The organism is Streptomyces sp. PH9007, from assembly GCF_059813725.1.
Genome location: NZ_CM187440.1, coordinates 4,318,010 through 4,331,407, shown reverse-complemented (window position 1 = coordinate 4,331,407; position 13,398 = coordinate 4,318,010). Strand labels below are relative to the sequence as shown.

Genomic DNA, 13,398 nt, shown 5'->3' with positions numbered 1-13,398 from the left:
CCTCCCGCACCCAAGGTGCGGCATTCCGCATCCACGCTACGGTGGATGCGGAGGGTGACCACATGGCTTCCTTTCGATCCCCTTTCCGTCGCCTCCAGGGCGCTGCCGTCCTGGTCCTGCTGCTCGTCTACATCGCCGCCATCACGGTGGTGCAGTACCAGACGTCCTCCGGCCACCTCGCCCGCTGGGCCAGCTTCTCGCTGCTGGCCCCGCTCGCCGCCGCCGGGCTGCTCGTCTTCTGGCAGGCGCTGGTCATCGCCGTGGTCACCTTCGCCGCCGCCCTCACGCTGTACGGGTTCCACGTCCCCAATCTGTCCATCGGCGGCCGGGTCACCGTGCTGCTCTCGGTCGCGCTCGCCTGCCTGCTGTCGCTGCTGGTCACCCGCATCCGGGAGGACCGCGAGCGGCGCGTCGCCCGGCTGACGGTGGCCAGGGAACGGCTGACCCTGCTCAGTGACGCCAGCAGCCGGATCGGCAGCACCCTGGACGTGCGCCGCACCGCCGACGAACTGACCGAGGTCGCCGTCCCCCGACTGGCGGATCTGGTGACGGTGGATCTGTACGACTCGGTGCTGCGCGGCGAGGAACCCCGCACCCAGCGGTTCCCCGGCCCGGTCACGCTGCGCCGGGTGGCACAGCGGTCGGTACTGGACGGGATCCCCGAGGTCATGCTGGACATCGGCGAGTCGCTGGAGTACCCGTCGGAATCGCCGCACGGGCGCGCCGTGGCGGCCAGCGGGGAGTACCGGGCGCGGGTGCTCGACGCGGCGGCGGTCGCCGACTGGTTCGCGAGGGATCCGGAGCGGGCGGAGCGGGTGCGCGAGTACGGCGTGCACTCCGGCGTGGTGGTGCCGCTGCGCGCCCGGGGCGCGACGCTGGGCGTGGCGATGTTCGTGCGCCACCGCCGTCCGGAGGACTTCGACCAGGCCGATCTGCTGCTCGCGGAGGAGATCGGCGCGCGGGCGGCCGTATGCCTGGACAACGCGCGCCGCTACACGCACGAGCGGTCCACCTCGCTGACGCTCCAGCGCAGTCTGCTGCCGCGCGGCCGGCCCGATCTGGCCGCCGTGGAGGTGGCCTCCCGCTACCTGCCGGCCGACTCGACGGCGGGGGTGGGCGGTGACTGGTACGACGTCATCCCGCTGTCCGGGGCACGGGTGGCCCTGGTGGTGGGCGATGTGGTGGGGCACGGCCTGCACGCCTCCGCCACGATGGGGCGGCTGCGGGCCACGGTGCGGACCCTGGCCGACATCGATCTGCCGCCCGACGAGCTGCTCACCCACCTCGACGATGTCGTGATCCGGATGCGGGGCGAGAACGAACAGCCGCAGGACTGGCCGGAGGAGCCGGGCAGACCGGGCTCCGCGCAGACCATGGAGACCGGAGCCACCTGCCTGTACGCGGTGTACGACCCGGTGTCGCGGACCTGTGCCCTCGCCAGGGCGGGGCACCCGGCTCCCGCCCTGATCCGTCCAGACGGCACGGTGGAGATGATCGATCTGCCGGCCGGGCCGCCGCTCGGGCTCGGCGGCCTGCCGTTCGAGTCGGTGGAGATCACGCTGCCCGAGGGCAGCGTGCTGGCCCTGTACACGGACGGCCTGCTGGAGTCCTACCGGCAGGATCTCGATCAGGGCCTCACCGAGCTGAGCGAGCTGCTGGCCCGGCCCGCCGCCTCCCTGGAGGCGACCTGCGACATGGTGCTGAAGTCCCTGGTGGACGAACACCACACCGACGACATCGCGCTGCTGCTGGCCCGCACCCGCGCCCTGTCCCCGGCCCAGGTCTCCACATGGGAGGTGCCGGCCGAACCCACGGCCGTGGGCCGGGCCCGCGAACTGGCGGCCCGGCAGCTGACCAGCTGGGGTCTGGAGGACGCGGTGTTCACCACCGAACTCGTCGTCAGCGAGCTGGTCACCAACGCCATACGGCACGCGGGCGGCCCGATCCAGCTGCGGGTGATCCGCGAGCGCGGCGTGATCTGCGAGGTGTCGGACGGCAGCAGCACCTCGCCCCATCTGCGCCGGGCACGGGCGTACGACGAGAACGGCCGCGGGCTGTTCATCGTCGCCCACCTCACGCAGCGGTGGGGCAGCCGGCAGAGCAGTACCGGCAAGACGATCTGGGCCGAGGTGTCCGAGGAGCCGGAGGACTTCCCGGACATCGCCGAGGTGCCGGCCCTGTGAGGGCCGCGCTCCGGTGCCGTCCGGGCCGGCCCCCTGATCCACGCCTCCGCACGGGCCCCGGCACCCGTGCCGGGGTCTCCGCCGTTGTCAGCGCCCCGCAGTAGGGTCGGCGGCATGACGGAGGATCAGCGCGAGACCCCGCCCCAGCCCCTGGCGGCTGGCCCCCTGGACGTACGGCTGCTCGCGTTCGAACAGGTACCGGAGGAGACCACGTTCGACGACGCGCCGATCACGTACAGCCTGGTGGCACTGTGGCACGGGGAACGGCTGCTGCTGGTCCTGGAACGCAAGCGCCGGACGTGGGAGCTGCCGGGTGGCGGCATCGACCCGGGCGAGACCCCGCGCGTGGCGGCGGCCCGCGAACTGCGCGAGGAGGCGGGCCAGCTGATCGCGCCCGAGGCGCTGCGTTTCGTGGGTTTCGCCAAGACCGCCTTCGGTGACCGCCCCATGGCGTACGGGGCGGTGTACGAGGCGGAGACGACGGCACCGCAGCCGTTCGCGCCGAACGAGGAGATCGAGGCCATCCACTGGTGGTCGGGCGAACCCGGCCTCCCCGGCGGCTCCCTGCAGACGGTGGACACCTACCTGGGCGAGCGCACCCGGGCACCGGGCCCGGCACGGCCCTGACCCTCAGCCGACCTTGCGCGGTTCCCCGTCGTCGAAGACGGCCACCATGATGAGGTCACCGCCCAGCGCCCGGACGTAGCGGGCGATGACCTCACTCCCCGAGACCTGGCCGCTCTCGATCTGGGAGATCCGTCCAGCGCTGACGCCCATCCGGTCCGCCACCTGCTGCTGGGTGAGTCCGCGCTCCTGCCGCATCTCCACCAGTCGCCACGCCCGCGCCTCCGCCATCAGGCGCAGGGCGCCCTCGTGGAAGACCTCCGGGCCGCCGGCCAGTTGCTCGGCCCGCTCCCGGTGCCCGCCGGAGGACCAGCTGACGAATCCGCTCACTGCCCGTTCTCCCTCTTCCGCTCCGCGAGGTACTCCGCGTACCGCCGCTCCGCCTCCGGGATCGCCCGGCGGTACCACGCATCCCAGTCTCCGGCCTTGTCGCCCGCCATCAGCAGGATGGCGGAGCGCCAGGGATCGAACATGAACAGCACTCGCATCTCACTGCGCCCTCCTGAGCCCGGGCGCAGTTCCTTGAGGTTGTGCAGGACCGATCCCTTCACCCGGTCGACCAAAGGTCTCCCCTCGGCCGGGCCGACCCGGGCAAGCACCAAGATGGCCTGATTGACCAGTACATATGAAGCCTGGTCCGACTTCTCCAGGTCGTTGAGCCATTGGTCAACGCCCTCCGTCAGATAGACCTCCCAGCGCTCTTCCACTGTGGCACCCCCTCCTTTGTTTAGCAATAGCTAAACATGGCCGAGTGGCATACCCCCGTTCCTTTCGGCTGTCACCACTCGCAGGAGTGACGGCGTACGCTGCCGCGCATGGGGAGAGCAGAGGGTTTCGCGTACCGGGAGCTGGGCGATGGGACGGTGCGGACCACGCACCGGGAGCGGCCCGCGGGGACGCTGCGCGGGGAGCGGGCCGCCGCGTTTCTCGCCGAGATCGCCGGGGGCGCCGACCCGCAGCTGGTGATGGCGCGCTGGACCGGCAACTACCGGCGCGGCAAGGAGCGCACGGCGAAACAGCACCCGCGCAACCGCTGACCGACGACCCGGCGACCGGCGACCCGGCGCCGCTAGCCCGCCACCGGCGCCGTTTCCTCCTCGCCCGCGTAGGTGCGCCACAGCGCCGCGTACCGGCCGCCGCGTGCCAGGAGTTCGGCGTGGGTGCCGTCCTCCACGACCGCGCCGTGGTCCAGCACCACCACCCGGTCGGCGCGGGCGGCGGTGGTCAGCCGGTGGGCGACGACCAGGGTGGTGCGGCGCACCGCCAGCCGGTCGGTGGCCTGGTTGACGAGGGCCTCGGTCGCCAGGTCCAGGGCCGCCGTGGCCTCGTCCAGCAGCAGGATGTCGGGGCGTACCAGCTCGGCGCGGGCGAGCGCGATCAGCTGCCGCTGACCGGCCGACAGGGCGCGGCCCCGCTCCCCCACCTGCTGCCGGAAGCCGCCGGGCAGCGCGGCGATCATGTGGTGGGCGCCGACGGCGCGGGCCGCCGCCTCCACCTCCGCGTCGCTCGCGTCGGGGCGGCCGTACGCGATGGCGTCCCGTACCGTCCCCTCGAACAGGTACGGCTCCTGCGGGACGACGCCGAGCCGGTGCCGGTAGCCGGGGAGGTCGAGGGTGCGCAGGTCGGCGCCGTCCACCCGGACCGCGCCCGCCGTCGGGTCGTAGTAGCGGGCGACGAGCTTCACCAGCGTGGACTTGCCGGCGCCGGTCTCGCCGACGAAGGCGACGGTCTGGCCGGCCGGGATGGTGAGGTTCACCCCGCGCAGGGCTTCCTCGCCCGCCCCGGCGGCGGCCTCGGTCCCCCGGTACGCGAACCGGACGTTGTCGAACTCCACCTCTCCGCACAGCCGTTCGGCGACCGCACGGGGCCGTTCGGCGGCCGGGGTGGTGGTGGGCTCGGCGAGCAGTTCCTGGATGCGGCCCAGTGAGACCACGGCCTGCTGGTAGCCGTCGAAGACCTGGGAGAGCTGCTGCACGGGGGCGAAGAACAGCTCGATGTACAGCAGGTACGCCACCAGCGCGCCCGCCGTGAGCGTCCCGGCGCCGACCCGGCCGGCGCCCACCAGCAGCACTCCGGCGGTGGCCAGGGTGGCGAGCAGCTGCACGAAGGGGAAGTACACGGAGATCAGCCACTGGCCGCGCAGCCGCGCCCGGCGGTAGCCGTCGGAGCGGTCGGTGAACCGCTCGTACCCGTCGCTCTCGCGCCGGAACGCCTGCACCATCCGCAGTCCGGCGACGGACTCCTGGAGGTCGGCGTTGACGCCGCTGACGCGCTCGCGGGCCAGCTCGTACGCCTTGACGCTGTGCCGCCGGAAGACGACGGTGCCCACGGTCAGCGGGATGAGGGTGGCCAGGACGACGAGGGCGAGCTGGAGGTCGATGGCGACGAGGACGCCCATGATGCCGAAGAACGTCATCACGGCCACCAGCGCCTGCACCAGGCCGGTCTGGAGGAAAGAGGTGAGGGCGTCGACGTCGGTGGTCATCCGGGTCATGACCCGGCCGGTCAGCTCGCGCTCGTAGTAGTCCAGGCCCAGCCGCTGGAGGTGGGCGAAGATCTTGACGCGCAGGGAGTACAGGGCGCGTTCACCGGTGCGGCCCACCGCGCGGATGGCGCCGGCCTGGGCGGCCCACTGGGTGAGCACCACCAGCAGCGCGAGGACGGCGGCGGTCCACACCGCTCCGTACGCGGCCTTCTCCACGCCCTGGTCGATGCCGTGCCGGATGAGGACGGGCAGCAGCAGCGCGGCGGCGGCGTCGGCGACCACCAGCAGGAGGGCCAGGAGCAGCGGGGTGCGCAGTCCGGCCAGCAGGCGGCGCAGTCCGTAGCCGCCGGTCTCGGCGCGGGCGGCGGCGTCCTCGTCGATGTCGGGGGTGTCGGTGGCGGGTGGCAGGGCGGCGACCTGGGCGAGCAGTTCGGGGTCGGCGGCCGTGCCGCCCATCAGGGCGGTGGCGTCGGCGTCGGGGCCGCCCGCCGTGCGCTGCCACAGGCCAGGGGTGGTGCCGTCCGAGCCGGGGCCCTCGTCCGCGCGGCCGGCGCCGGCACCGTCGTCGGCGCCGTCATCACCATCGGCGAGCGGGGCGGCCGGGACGAGCCCGGCCGGGTCGCGGGGAGCCGTGCCCCACTCGTCGGGGTCGCTCAGCAGCCGGCGGTACAGCTCGCTGCGGGCGGAGAGTTCGGCGTGGGTGCCGGTGTCGGCGAGGCGTCCGCCGTCGAGGACGGCGATGCGGTCGGCGAGCTGGAGGGTGGACTGCCGGTGGGCGATGAGCAGGGTGGTGCGCCCGGCCATCACGGAGCGCAGCGCGTCGTGGATCTCGCGCTCCACGCGGGCGTCGACGGCGGAGGTGGCGTCGTCGAGGATGAGCAGCCGGGGGTCGGTGAGGATGGCGCGGGCGAGGGCGACGCGCTGGCGCTGGCCGCCGGACAGGGTCATGCCCTGTTCTCCGACGACGGTGTCGTAGCCGTCGGGCAGGGCGCGGATGAAGTCGTCGGCCTGGGCGGCGCGGGCGGCGGCGGTGATCTGCTCGTCGGTGGCGTCGGGGTGGCCGTAGGCGAGGTTGGCGCGGATGGTGTCGGAGAACAGGAAGCTGTCCTCGGGGACGAGACCGATGGCCGCGCGCAGCGAGTCGTAGGTCAGTTCGCGGGTGTCGTGGCCGCCGACCCTGATGGTGCCGCTGTCGGGGTCGTAGAAGCGGGGCAGGAGCAGCGAGACGGTGGATTTGCCGCTGCCGGAGGGGCCGATGACGGCGAGGGTCTCGCCGGGTTCGATGCGCAGGCTGAGGTCGGTGAGGACGGGGTTGGCGTCCCCGTAGCCGAAGCCGACCCGGTCGAACTCGACGCTGGCGGGGGCGTCGGCGGGCAGCGCGCGGGCGTCGGGGGCCTCGGTGATCTCGGGTTCGGCGTCGATGAGTTCCAGGACGCGCTCGACGCCGGCGCGGGCCTGCTGGCCGACGGTGAGGACCATGGTGAGCATCCGGACCGGGGCGACGAGCTGGGCGAGGTAGGTGGAGAAGGCGACGAAGGTGCCCAGGGTGATCTCGCCGCGGGTGGCGAGCCAGCCGCCGAGGGCGAGCATGGCGACCTGGCCGAGCGAGGGGATGGCCTGGAAGGCGGGGATGTAGCGGGCGTTGAGCCGTACGGTGCGCAGCCGGGCGGCGAACAGTTCGCGGCTGATGGCGCGCAGTTTGCCGCTCTCCTGTTCCTCCTGGCCGAAGCCCTTGACGACGCGGACGCCGGTGATGGCGCCGTCGACGACGCCCGCGACGGCACCGGCCCGGTTCTGGGCGTGCCAGGTGGCGGGGTAGAGCCGGCGGCGGCTGAGGTTGGCGACCCAGGCGAGGAGCGGGATGACGGCGAGGGAGACGAGGGTCAGCAGGGGGGACAGGACGAGCATCACCGCGAGGGAGACGGCGAAGAGCATGAAGTTGCCGATGACCATCGGCATCATGAAGAGCAGGCCCTGGATGAGGCTGAGGTCGCTGGTGGCGCGGCCGACGACCTGCCCGGTGGAGAGCTGGTCCTGGCGGCGGCCGTCCAGGCGGGTGAGGGAGCGGTACATCGCGGTGCGCAGGTCGTGCTGCACGTCGATGCCGAGGCGTCCGCCGTAGTAGCGGCGGGCGAAGGTGAGGCCGTAGATCACGGCGGCCGCGGCGAGGAGCAGTCCGATCCACAGGCCGAGTCCGCCCTGGCCGCCGACGACGATGTCATCGATGATGATCTTGGTGATGAGCGGCATGAGGGCCATGACGCCCATGCCGGCCAGGGAAGCCCCGAGGGAGAGCAGCATGTTGCGGCGGTGACGCCAGCAGTACGCGGTGAGCCGCCGTATCCAGCCCTTGGTGCCGCTGTGGTCGGTGTCCGCCACGTGGTGCCTCCCGTTGATCAGTGCCGCAGTGCTCAACACCAGCGTCGGGTCATTTCATCCCACCGCAACAGTGTGAAGAAAGGGATTGCGCCTTCCGCGCGACGATCCGTATCGTCTTACTCATGTCGGCTTCCCAGGCAATCACGAACGGGCTGTGCGCCGCCGCGCGGCAGTTCCAGCTCAGCCCCCGCCCGCGCGTGCGGCGTCCGGCCCTGGTCCACCAGGACTCGCCCGACGCCTTGACCGTCTGACCACAGCTTTTCCGAGTCCTCACGCCACCAGGGCCGTCCGGTGTCAGCTCATCGACACGGACAGGCCCGCCGCCTTGGCGCTGCCTGTCCTCACACCCGAGGACCTCACCCGTGGCACGCCGTCGTCTCGCCCTTTCACAGAACTTTCTGCATCACACCCCCAGCATTCGTACGATCGTGCGCGCCTCCGGCGTGCTCCCCGGCGAACTGGTCGTGGAACCCGGCGCCGGGGAGGGTCACCTCTCCCGCGCGCTGGCCGCCGCCACCGGCCGGGTCATCGCCTACGAGATCGACCGGACACTGGCCGGCCGGTTCCCCGACCACCCCCGCATCCGCCTCGTCCAGGGAGACTTCCTGCGTGCCACGCCGCCCCGCGAACCGTTCGCGGTGGTCGGCAACATCCCGTACTCACGGACCACCGACATCGTCCGCTGGTGCCTGGCCGCGCCCCACCTGACCTCGGCCACCCTCCTCACCCAGCTGGAGTACGCGCGCAGGCGCACCGGGGACTTCGGCAGCTGGCCGCTGCTGACCGTCCGCAGCTGGCCCCGGTACGCCTGGCGGCTGGGCCCGCGCGTCCACCGGCGGCACTTCGTCCCGGTGCCGCGCGGCGACTCGGCCGTGCTGCGCCTGGAACGCCGCCCCGAACCGCTGCTGCCGGCGGCGGACCTGGGCCCGTACGGCGCGTTCGTCGACCTGGGCTTCACCGGCCGGGGCGGCTCCCTGCACGCGACCCTGACCCACCACTACGGCCGCCGCCGCACCCGCGCCCTGGACCTCGACCGCTGCCTGCCGTGCGGTCTGGTGCCGCCGGAGGTCTGGCTGCGGCTGTACCGGGAGCTACGCTGCCGGGCATGACGGACCAGGGGTGGACGGACGAACGGCTCGCGGGCGGTCTCGGCAGCGGCGGGGAGGTGATCCGCCGGGGCCCGGTGGTGAACCGCCCCGCCCCGCCGAACGCGCCCGCCCTGCACCGGTATCTGCGCGCCCTGCGCCGGGCCGGGTTCACCGGGGCGCCGGAGCCGGTGCGGCTCACCCCGGACGGCCGTGAGGAGGTCACCTTCCTCCCGGGCGAGGTGGCCGTGCCGCCCTTCCCCGCCTGGTCGTGGACGGCGGGCGCGCTGCGTTCGGTGGGCGCGCTGCTGCGCGCGTTCCACGAGGCGAGCGCGAGCCTCCCGGCCGCCCCGGACGCCGGATGGTCGCGGGAGCTGGCCGACCCCGAGGGCGGCCCGCTGCTGTGCCACAACGACGTCTGCCGGGAGAACGTCGTCTTCCGCGGCGGCCGGGCCGCCGCCCTGATCGATTTCGATCTCGCGGCCCCCGGCCGGCCGCTCTGGGACGTGGCGATGACCGCCCGCTACTGGATCCCGATGCGGCCCGGTGAGACCTCCGACGCACCGGCCCGGCTGCGCGTGCTGGCGGACGGCTACGGCCTGACGGCGGCGGAACGTGCCCAGCTCCCCACCGTGATCGAGCAGGCCACGGCCGTGGGCCGGGCCTTCGTGACCAGCAGGGTGGCGGCGGGCGAGGAGGGTTTCGTCCGGATGGTGGCCGACCGGGGCGGCTGGCCGTACTGGGACCACCTCCAGGAATGGCTGGTCACCCACCGCGCCGCCTTCACCACCGCCCTCACCCGCGACACCTGACGGCGCCCGCGCCGGGTCAGCGCGCCCGCAGCGCGCGGCCCAGGGCGGCCATGCCCTCCGCGATCCGGTCCTGGCCGCTGGCCGCGTAGCCCAGCACCAGGCCGGGCGGCCCGGGATGGCGCCGGTGCCAGGCCAGCGGCTGCACCTTCACCCCGTGGGCGAGGGCGAGCGAGGCCAGCTCCAGGTCACAGCGGCCCCGCACCAGCGGCGCGTCCGGCGGGAAGGTGATCATCAGATGGACGCCGGCCGCCGCGCCGTGCACCACCGCGCCCGGCAGATGCTGCCCGATGCCCTCGATCATCGTGTCCCGGCGCCGCTGGTGCCGCCGCCGCAGCATCCGCAGCTGCCTCCCCCAGACTCCGTCCGGGAGGTGCCCCCATCAGCTCCCCGACTCCATGAGGCGGGCCAGCACCAGCTGCGGCAGTACACCGTTGCCCAGATCCGTGAACCGCTTCGCCGCCACCAGCGCTTCGCGGTACGCGGGCGGCGGCAGCAGCCAGCCGATCCGCAGCGCCGGGGCCAGCAGCTTGGAGACGCTGCCGGTGTACGCGACGGCCTCCGGCAGCATCGCCCGCACCGCCGGCACCGGCGGCCGGTCGTAACGGTGCTCGGCGTCGTAGTCGTCCTCCACGATCAGCCCGCCGGTCTCCCGTGCCCAGGCCATCAGCTCTCGCCGCCGCTCCCCGCTGAGCACCACCCCGGTGGGGAACTGGTGCGCCGGGGTGAGCAGTACGGCCCGGGCGCCACTGGCACGTTGGGGGCACCTCCCGGACGAAGTCTGGGGGAGCGTCCACCCGTACTCCCTCCCCGTCCACCGGCACCGCGGGCATCGCCATCCCGCCGTACCGCAGATGATGCCGGGCGCCCAGTGACCCCGGCTCCTCGACGGCGAGTTCGCCGATGCCGCGCGCCCGCAGCACATGGGCCAGCAGGATCAGCGCCTGGGAGACCCCGGCCACGATCAGGATGTCGGCCGGGTCGGCGGCGATGCCCCGGTTCCTGGCCAGCCAGTGCGCGACGGCGGCGCGCAGCGCGGGCGCGCCGCGCGGATCGCCGTACCCGAGGTCGGACGCGGACAGCCCGGCGAGCACGGCACGCTCGGCGCGCAGCCAGGCGGTGCGCGGGAAGGCGGCCAGATCGGGGACGCCCGGGGTGAAGTCGTACGGGGCCTCGGCGGCCCGCAGCGAGTCGAAGACATCGGTGCCGGGCGCCGCCCCGAACAGCGCGCCCTCCGGCAGCGCGCCGCAGGGCCGGGCCGGGTCCCGGGCCGCCCCGGACTCCGGCACCGGTACGGGGGCCGCGACCACCACGGTCCCCGCTCGCCCCCGGCCCGCGACATGGCCGTCCTCGGTGAGGCACTGGTACGCCTCGGTCACCACCCCGCGCGAGACCCGCAGCTCGGCGGCGAGCACCCGGCTGGCGGGCAGCTTGCTGCCGAGGGGCAGCCGGCCGTCGGCGATGGCGGCGCGGATCTCCCGGGACAGCCAGTCGGCCCGGCCGCCCGGCGGGGCGTCCTCGATGCGCAGCTGGAGGAAGTCGGAACCCGTTTTGGTCCTGCCGACCGGCCCTTCATTGGCTCTGTCCACCGGGCCATTGTGCGACCGACGCTGGGACCATGAACAGTACGACCGTCACAGCCCGTTATCTGCACGGCTATTCGGCGAACGAGACCCGCCGGCTCGGCGACCAGGCGAACAGCCTCGCGGACCTGCTGCACCACGACACCCGCTACCCGGCCGGCAGCCGCGTACTGGAGGCCGGCTGCGGGGTGGGCGCCCAGACGGTGCACCTGCTGGCCGGCAGCCCCGGTATCCGGCTGACCGCGGTGGACATCTCCGCCGAGTCGCTGGCCACCGCCGGGAACCGGGTCGCGGCCGGGTTCCCCGACGCCCGGGTGGCCTGGCTCCAGGCAGATCTGCACGAGCTGCCCTTCCCCCCGGACACCTTCGACCACGTCTTCGTGTGCTTCGTCCTGGAGCACCAGAGTGATCCGGGGCGCACCCTGGCCGCGCTGCGCCGGGTGCTGCGCCCCGGCGGCACCCTCACCGTGATCGAGGGGGACCACGGCGCCATCGTGCTGCACCCGGAGAGCGCCGCGGCCCGTGCCGTGATCGGCCATCTCGTCCGCCTCCAGGCGGCGGCCGGCGGGAACGCGCTGCTGGGGCGCACGCTCCAGCCGCTGCTGACCGCCGCCGGCTTCACCGGGGTCGAGGTCACCCCGCGCACCCTGTACGCCGACAGCACCCGGCCGCGACTGGTCGGCTCCTTCACCCGCGACACCTTCATCGCGATGGCCGACTCCTTCCGGGCCGGCGCCCTCGCGGCCGGTCTGACCACCGGGGCGCGGTGGGACCGGGGCATCACGGAGCTGCACCGCTGCGCGACGGAGGGCGGAACGTTCCAGTACTCCTTCTTCAAGGCCACCGCGACCGGCCCGGCATGCTGATCACCGCCGCCGCCGTCCTGCTGGTCTGGGCCGCCCTGGAACGCAACCACCGCCGCCACCGGCGCCCCACCCGCGAACCGACGGGCAGCACCGATCTCCGCGACCGCGACGCCGAACGCACCGCGGCGGACCTGCGGGTCGCCGGGGAGTGTCCGGTCCGTGGCGCGCGGGGAGGGCGGGAGGGGTCGGCCAGACCCTAGGCGGCCACCGGGGCCGGCTCCGCCTCGGCGCAGCGTGCCACCACCTGATCCAGCGGCAGCTCCAGCGCCTGCGCCAGCGCCGCGACGGTGAAGAAGGCGGGGGTGGGGGCGCGGCCGGTCTCGATCTTGCGCAGGGTCTCGGGGGAGATTCCGGCGGCTGCCGCCACCTCCGCCATGCTGCGCCGGCCACGCGCGGCCCGCAGCAGCAGCCCGAGCCGCCGGCCGCGTTCGCGCTCTTCGGGGGTGAGAGGAGTACGTACCATGCCTGTGATACTAATACCGGTATAAGAATTGGCCACCCGTGTGAAGCGCCCGCCGGCGGAGATCACAGCTCGGCGACAGGGCCCCCGCAACGGACCGCCGGGGGCGATACTGGGCCGTATGCCGTCCCTGTCCTTGGTGCCCTCCCGTCCGGAACTGATCGAACACCTCATACGCTCCCGGATCGCCGGGGAGGTGGCCACGCCGCGGGAGAACAATCTCGCCCACTATCGCGAACTGGCCAACGGCAACCGGCACTACTGGCTCGGCCTGGAACTCGGCGACCGCTGGGTGGACGAACAGGACGTGCTCGCGGTCATGACCGAGCGGTGCGGCGTCAACGAGGACCCCGAGCACCGGCAGGGCCAGGACACCATCGACCCCGAGCTGACCGTCGACGCCCTGGAGCGCGCCGCCGACACCCTGCGCAAGGCGGCCGACGGCCGCTCCCGGGTGCTGCTGGCCACCGGGCACCCCGGCGGCCTGCTGGACGTCCACGCCCGCACCGGCTTCGCCCTGGCGGCGGCCGGCTGCGACATCGTCAAGGTGCCGATCGGGCTCACCGCCGACGAGGGCGTGGTGGCCCAGATGGCCGGGGTCGCGATGTACGAGCGCGGCGCGACCCTGTGGCACACCCACTCGCCGCACCCGATGGCCACCATCCTTGACGCGCTGGCGGCGGACGGCCAGGCCCCGCCCGACCTGGTGGTCGCCGACCACGGGTGGGCGGGCTGCGCGGCGCAGTACGGCATCGACGCCATCGGGTACGCCGACTGCAACGACCCGGCGCTGTTCCTCGCGGAGGCCGAGGGCACCCTCTCGGTCTGCGTACCGCTGGACGATCATGTGACCAATCCCCGCTATTACGAGCCGATGACCGCTTATCTCCTCCACGCGGCGGGGCTGCTGACGTAGGCTCCGGC

Annotated in this window: 13 protein-coding genes and 1 pseudogene; 9 read left to right on the top strand and 5 right to left on the bottom strand. The window is 73.5% G+C overall.

The genetic code is table 11. The features are described 5' to 3' along the window. The first annotated feature begins 62 nt into the window (after positions 1-62). Positions 63-2,183, top strand: coding sequence for an ATP-binding SpoIIE family protein phosphatase (locus ACTFAP_RS20055; protein ID WP_500467025.1), 2,121 nt, complete (start codon positions 63-65; stop codon positions 2,181-2,183). 114 nt (positions 2,184-2,297) lie between these two features. Continuing rightward, the gene (locus tag ACTFAP_RS20050) at positions 2,298-2,810 is read left to right on the top strand and encodes an NUDIX hydrolase (RefSeq protein WP_500467024.1); all 513 of its coding nucleotides are present in this window, start codon (positions 2,298-2,300) and stop codon (positions 2,808-2,810) included. A gap of 3 nt (positions 2,811-2,813) precedes the next feature. Here the strand turns inward: ACTFAP_RS20050 and ACTFAP_RS20045 are convergent, their stop codons facing one another. Continuing rightward, a complete protein-coding gene (locus tag ACTFAP_RS20045) occupies positions 2,814-3,137 on the bottom strand; it encodes a helix-turn-helix domain-containing protein (RefSeq protein WP_500467023.1) in 324 nt (107 codons plus the stop codon). Then, positions 3,134-3,514: a type II toxin-antitoxin system RelE/ParE family toxin gene (locus ACTFAP_RS20040; protein WP_500467022.1), complete on the bottom strand. Its 381-nt coding sequence runs from the start codon at positions 3,512-3,514 to the stop codon at positions 3,134-3,136. The genes ACTFAP_RS20045 and ACTFAP_RS20040 overlap by 4 nt, the downstream gene beginning before the upstream one ends. A 108-nt stretch (positions 3,515-3,622) precedes the next feature. On the opposite strand from ACTFAP_RS20040, the gene ACTFAP_RS20035 reads away from it, so the two are divergent. After that, complete coding sequence (locus tag ACTFAP_RS20035) at positions 3,623-3,844, top strand: hypothetical protein (protein ID WP_500467021.1); 222 nt, start codon at positions 3,623-3,625, stop codon at positions 3,842-3,844. Positions 3,845-3,876: 32 nt separating this feature from the next. Here ACTFAP_RS20035 and ACTFAP_RS20030 read toward each other — a convergent pair whose 3' ends face one another. Then, positions 3,877-7,593 carry an ABC transporter ATP-binding protein gene (locus tag ACTFAP_RS20030; protein WP_500469509.1) on the bottom strand — a complete coding sequence of 1,239 codons (3,717 nt, stop codon included), beginning with the start codon at positions 7,591-7,593 and terminating at the stop codon, positions 3,877-3,879. Positions 7,594-7,793: 200 nt separating this feature from the next. On the opposite strand from ACTFAP_RS20030, the gene ACTFAP_RS20025 reads away from it, so the two are divergent. From ACTFAP_RS20025 to ACTFAP_RS20015, 3 genes are all read left to right on the top strand, one after another. Next, positions 7,794-7,922, top strand: coding sequence for a hypothetical protein (locus ACTFAP_RS20025; protein WP_500467020.1), 129 nt, complete (start codon positions 7,794-7,796; stop codon positions 7,920-7,922). An 84-nt stretch (positions 7,923-8,006) separates the two neighbouring features. Continuing rightward, entirely contained in the window at positions 8,007-8,780 is a 774-nt protein-coding gene (locus ACTFAP_RS20020; RefSeq protein ID WP_500469507.1) for a ribosomal RNA small subunit methyltransferase A, read from the top strand. Beyond that, positions 8,777-9,568: a phosphotransferase gene (locus ACTFAP_RS20015; protein ID WP_500467019.1), complete on the top strand. Its 792-nt coding sequence runs from the start codon at positions 8,777-8,779 to the stop codon at positions 9,566-9,568. Before ACTFAP_RS20020 ends, ACTFAP_RS20015 begins: the two co-directional genes overlap by 4 nt. A gap of 16 nt (positions 9,569-9,584) precedes the next feature. Here ACTFAP_RS20015 and pdxR read toward each other — a convergent pair. Next, positions 9,585-11,154, bottom strand: a pseudogene (pdxR, locus tag ACTFAP_RS20010) (MocR-like pyridoxine biosynthesis transcription factor PdxR). A gap of 29 nt (positions 11,155-11,183) precedes the next feature. Here pdxR and ACTFAP_RS20005 point away from each other — a divergent pair. Continuing rightward, entirely contained in the window at positions 11,184-12,014 is an 831-nt protein-coding gene (locus ACTFAP_RS20005; protein ID WP_500467018.1) for a methyltransferase domain-containing protein, read from the top strand. Beyond that, a complete protein-coding gene (locus ACTFAP_RS20000) occupies positions 12,008-12,214 on the top strand; it encodes a hypothetical protein (protein WP_500467017.1) in 207 nt (68 codons plus the stop codon). The genes ACTFAP_RS20005 and ACTFAP_RS20000 overlap by 7 nt, the downstream gene beginning before the upstream one ends. Here ACTFAP_RS20000 and ACTFAP_RS19995 read toward each other — a convergent pair. Then, positions 12,211-12,477: a helix-turn-helix domain-containing protein gene (locus ACTFAP_RS19995; RefSeq protein ID WP_453855910.1), complete on the bottom strand. Its 267-nt coding sequence runs from the start codon at positions 12,475-12,477 to the stop codon at positions 12,211-12,213. The genes ACTFAP_RS20000 and ACTFAP_RS19995 overlap by 4 nt on opposite strands. Before the next feature lie 118 nt (positions 12,478-12,595). Between ACTFAP_RS19995 and ACTFAP_RS19990 the strand changes: the two genes are divergently transcribed. Next, positions 12,596-13,390 carry a phosphatase gene (locus ACTFAP_RS19990; protein ID WP_390117195.1) on the top strand — a complete coding sequence of 265 codons (795 nt, stop codon included), beginning with the start codon at positions 12,596-12,598 and terminating at the stop codon, positions 13,388-13,390. Positions 13,391-13,398: the final 8 nt, after the last annotated feature.

Excerpts from the sequence above, each read along its gene's own strand:
- ACTFAP_RS20005 (WP_500467018.1), top strand. The coding sequence starts at position 11,184 with ATGAACAGTACGACCGTCACAGCCCGTTATCTGCACGGCTATTCGGCG.
- ACTFAP_RS20035 (WP_500467021.1), top strand. The coding sequence starts at position 3,623 with ATGGGGAGAGCAGAGGGTTTCGCGTACCGGGAGCTGGGCGATGGGACG.
- ACTFAP_RS20050 (WP_500467024.1), top strand. The coding sequence starts at position 2,298 with ATGACGGAGGATCAGCGCGAGACCCCGCCCCAGCCCCTGGCGGCTGGC.
- ACTFAP_RS19990 (WP_390117195.1), top strand. The coding sequence starts at position 12,596 with ATGCCGTCCCTGTCCTTGGTGCCCTCCCGTCCGGAACTGATCGAACAC.
- ACTFAP_RS19995 (WP_453855910.1), bottom strand. The coding sequence starts at position 12,477 with ATGGTACGTACTCCTCTCACCCCCGAAGAGCGCGAACGCGGCCGGCGG.
- ACTFAP_RS20025 (WP_500467020.1), top strand. The coding sequence starts at position 7,794 with ATGTCGGCTTCCCAGGCAATCACGAACGGGCTGTGCGCCGCCGCGCGG.
- ACTFAP_RS20055 (WP_500467025.1), top strand. The coding sequence starts at position 63 with ATGGCTTCCTTTCGATCCCCTTTCCGTCGCCTCCAGGGCGCTGCCGTC.
- ACTFAP_RS20015 (WP_500467019.1), top strand. The coding sequence starts at position 8,777 with ATGACGGACCAGGGGTGGACGGACGAACGGCTCGCGGGCGGTCTCGGC.
- ACTFAP_RS20000 (WP_500467017.1), top strand. The coding sequence starts at position 12,008 with ATGCTGATCACCGCCGCCGCCGTCCTGCTGGTCTGGGCCGCCCTGGAA.
- ACTFAP_RS20030 (WP_500469509.1), bottom strand. The coding sequence starts at position 7,593 with ATGCTGCTCTCCCTCGGGGCTTCCCTGGCCGGCATGGGCGTCATGGCC.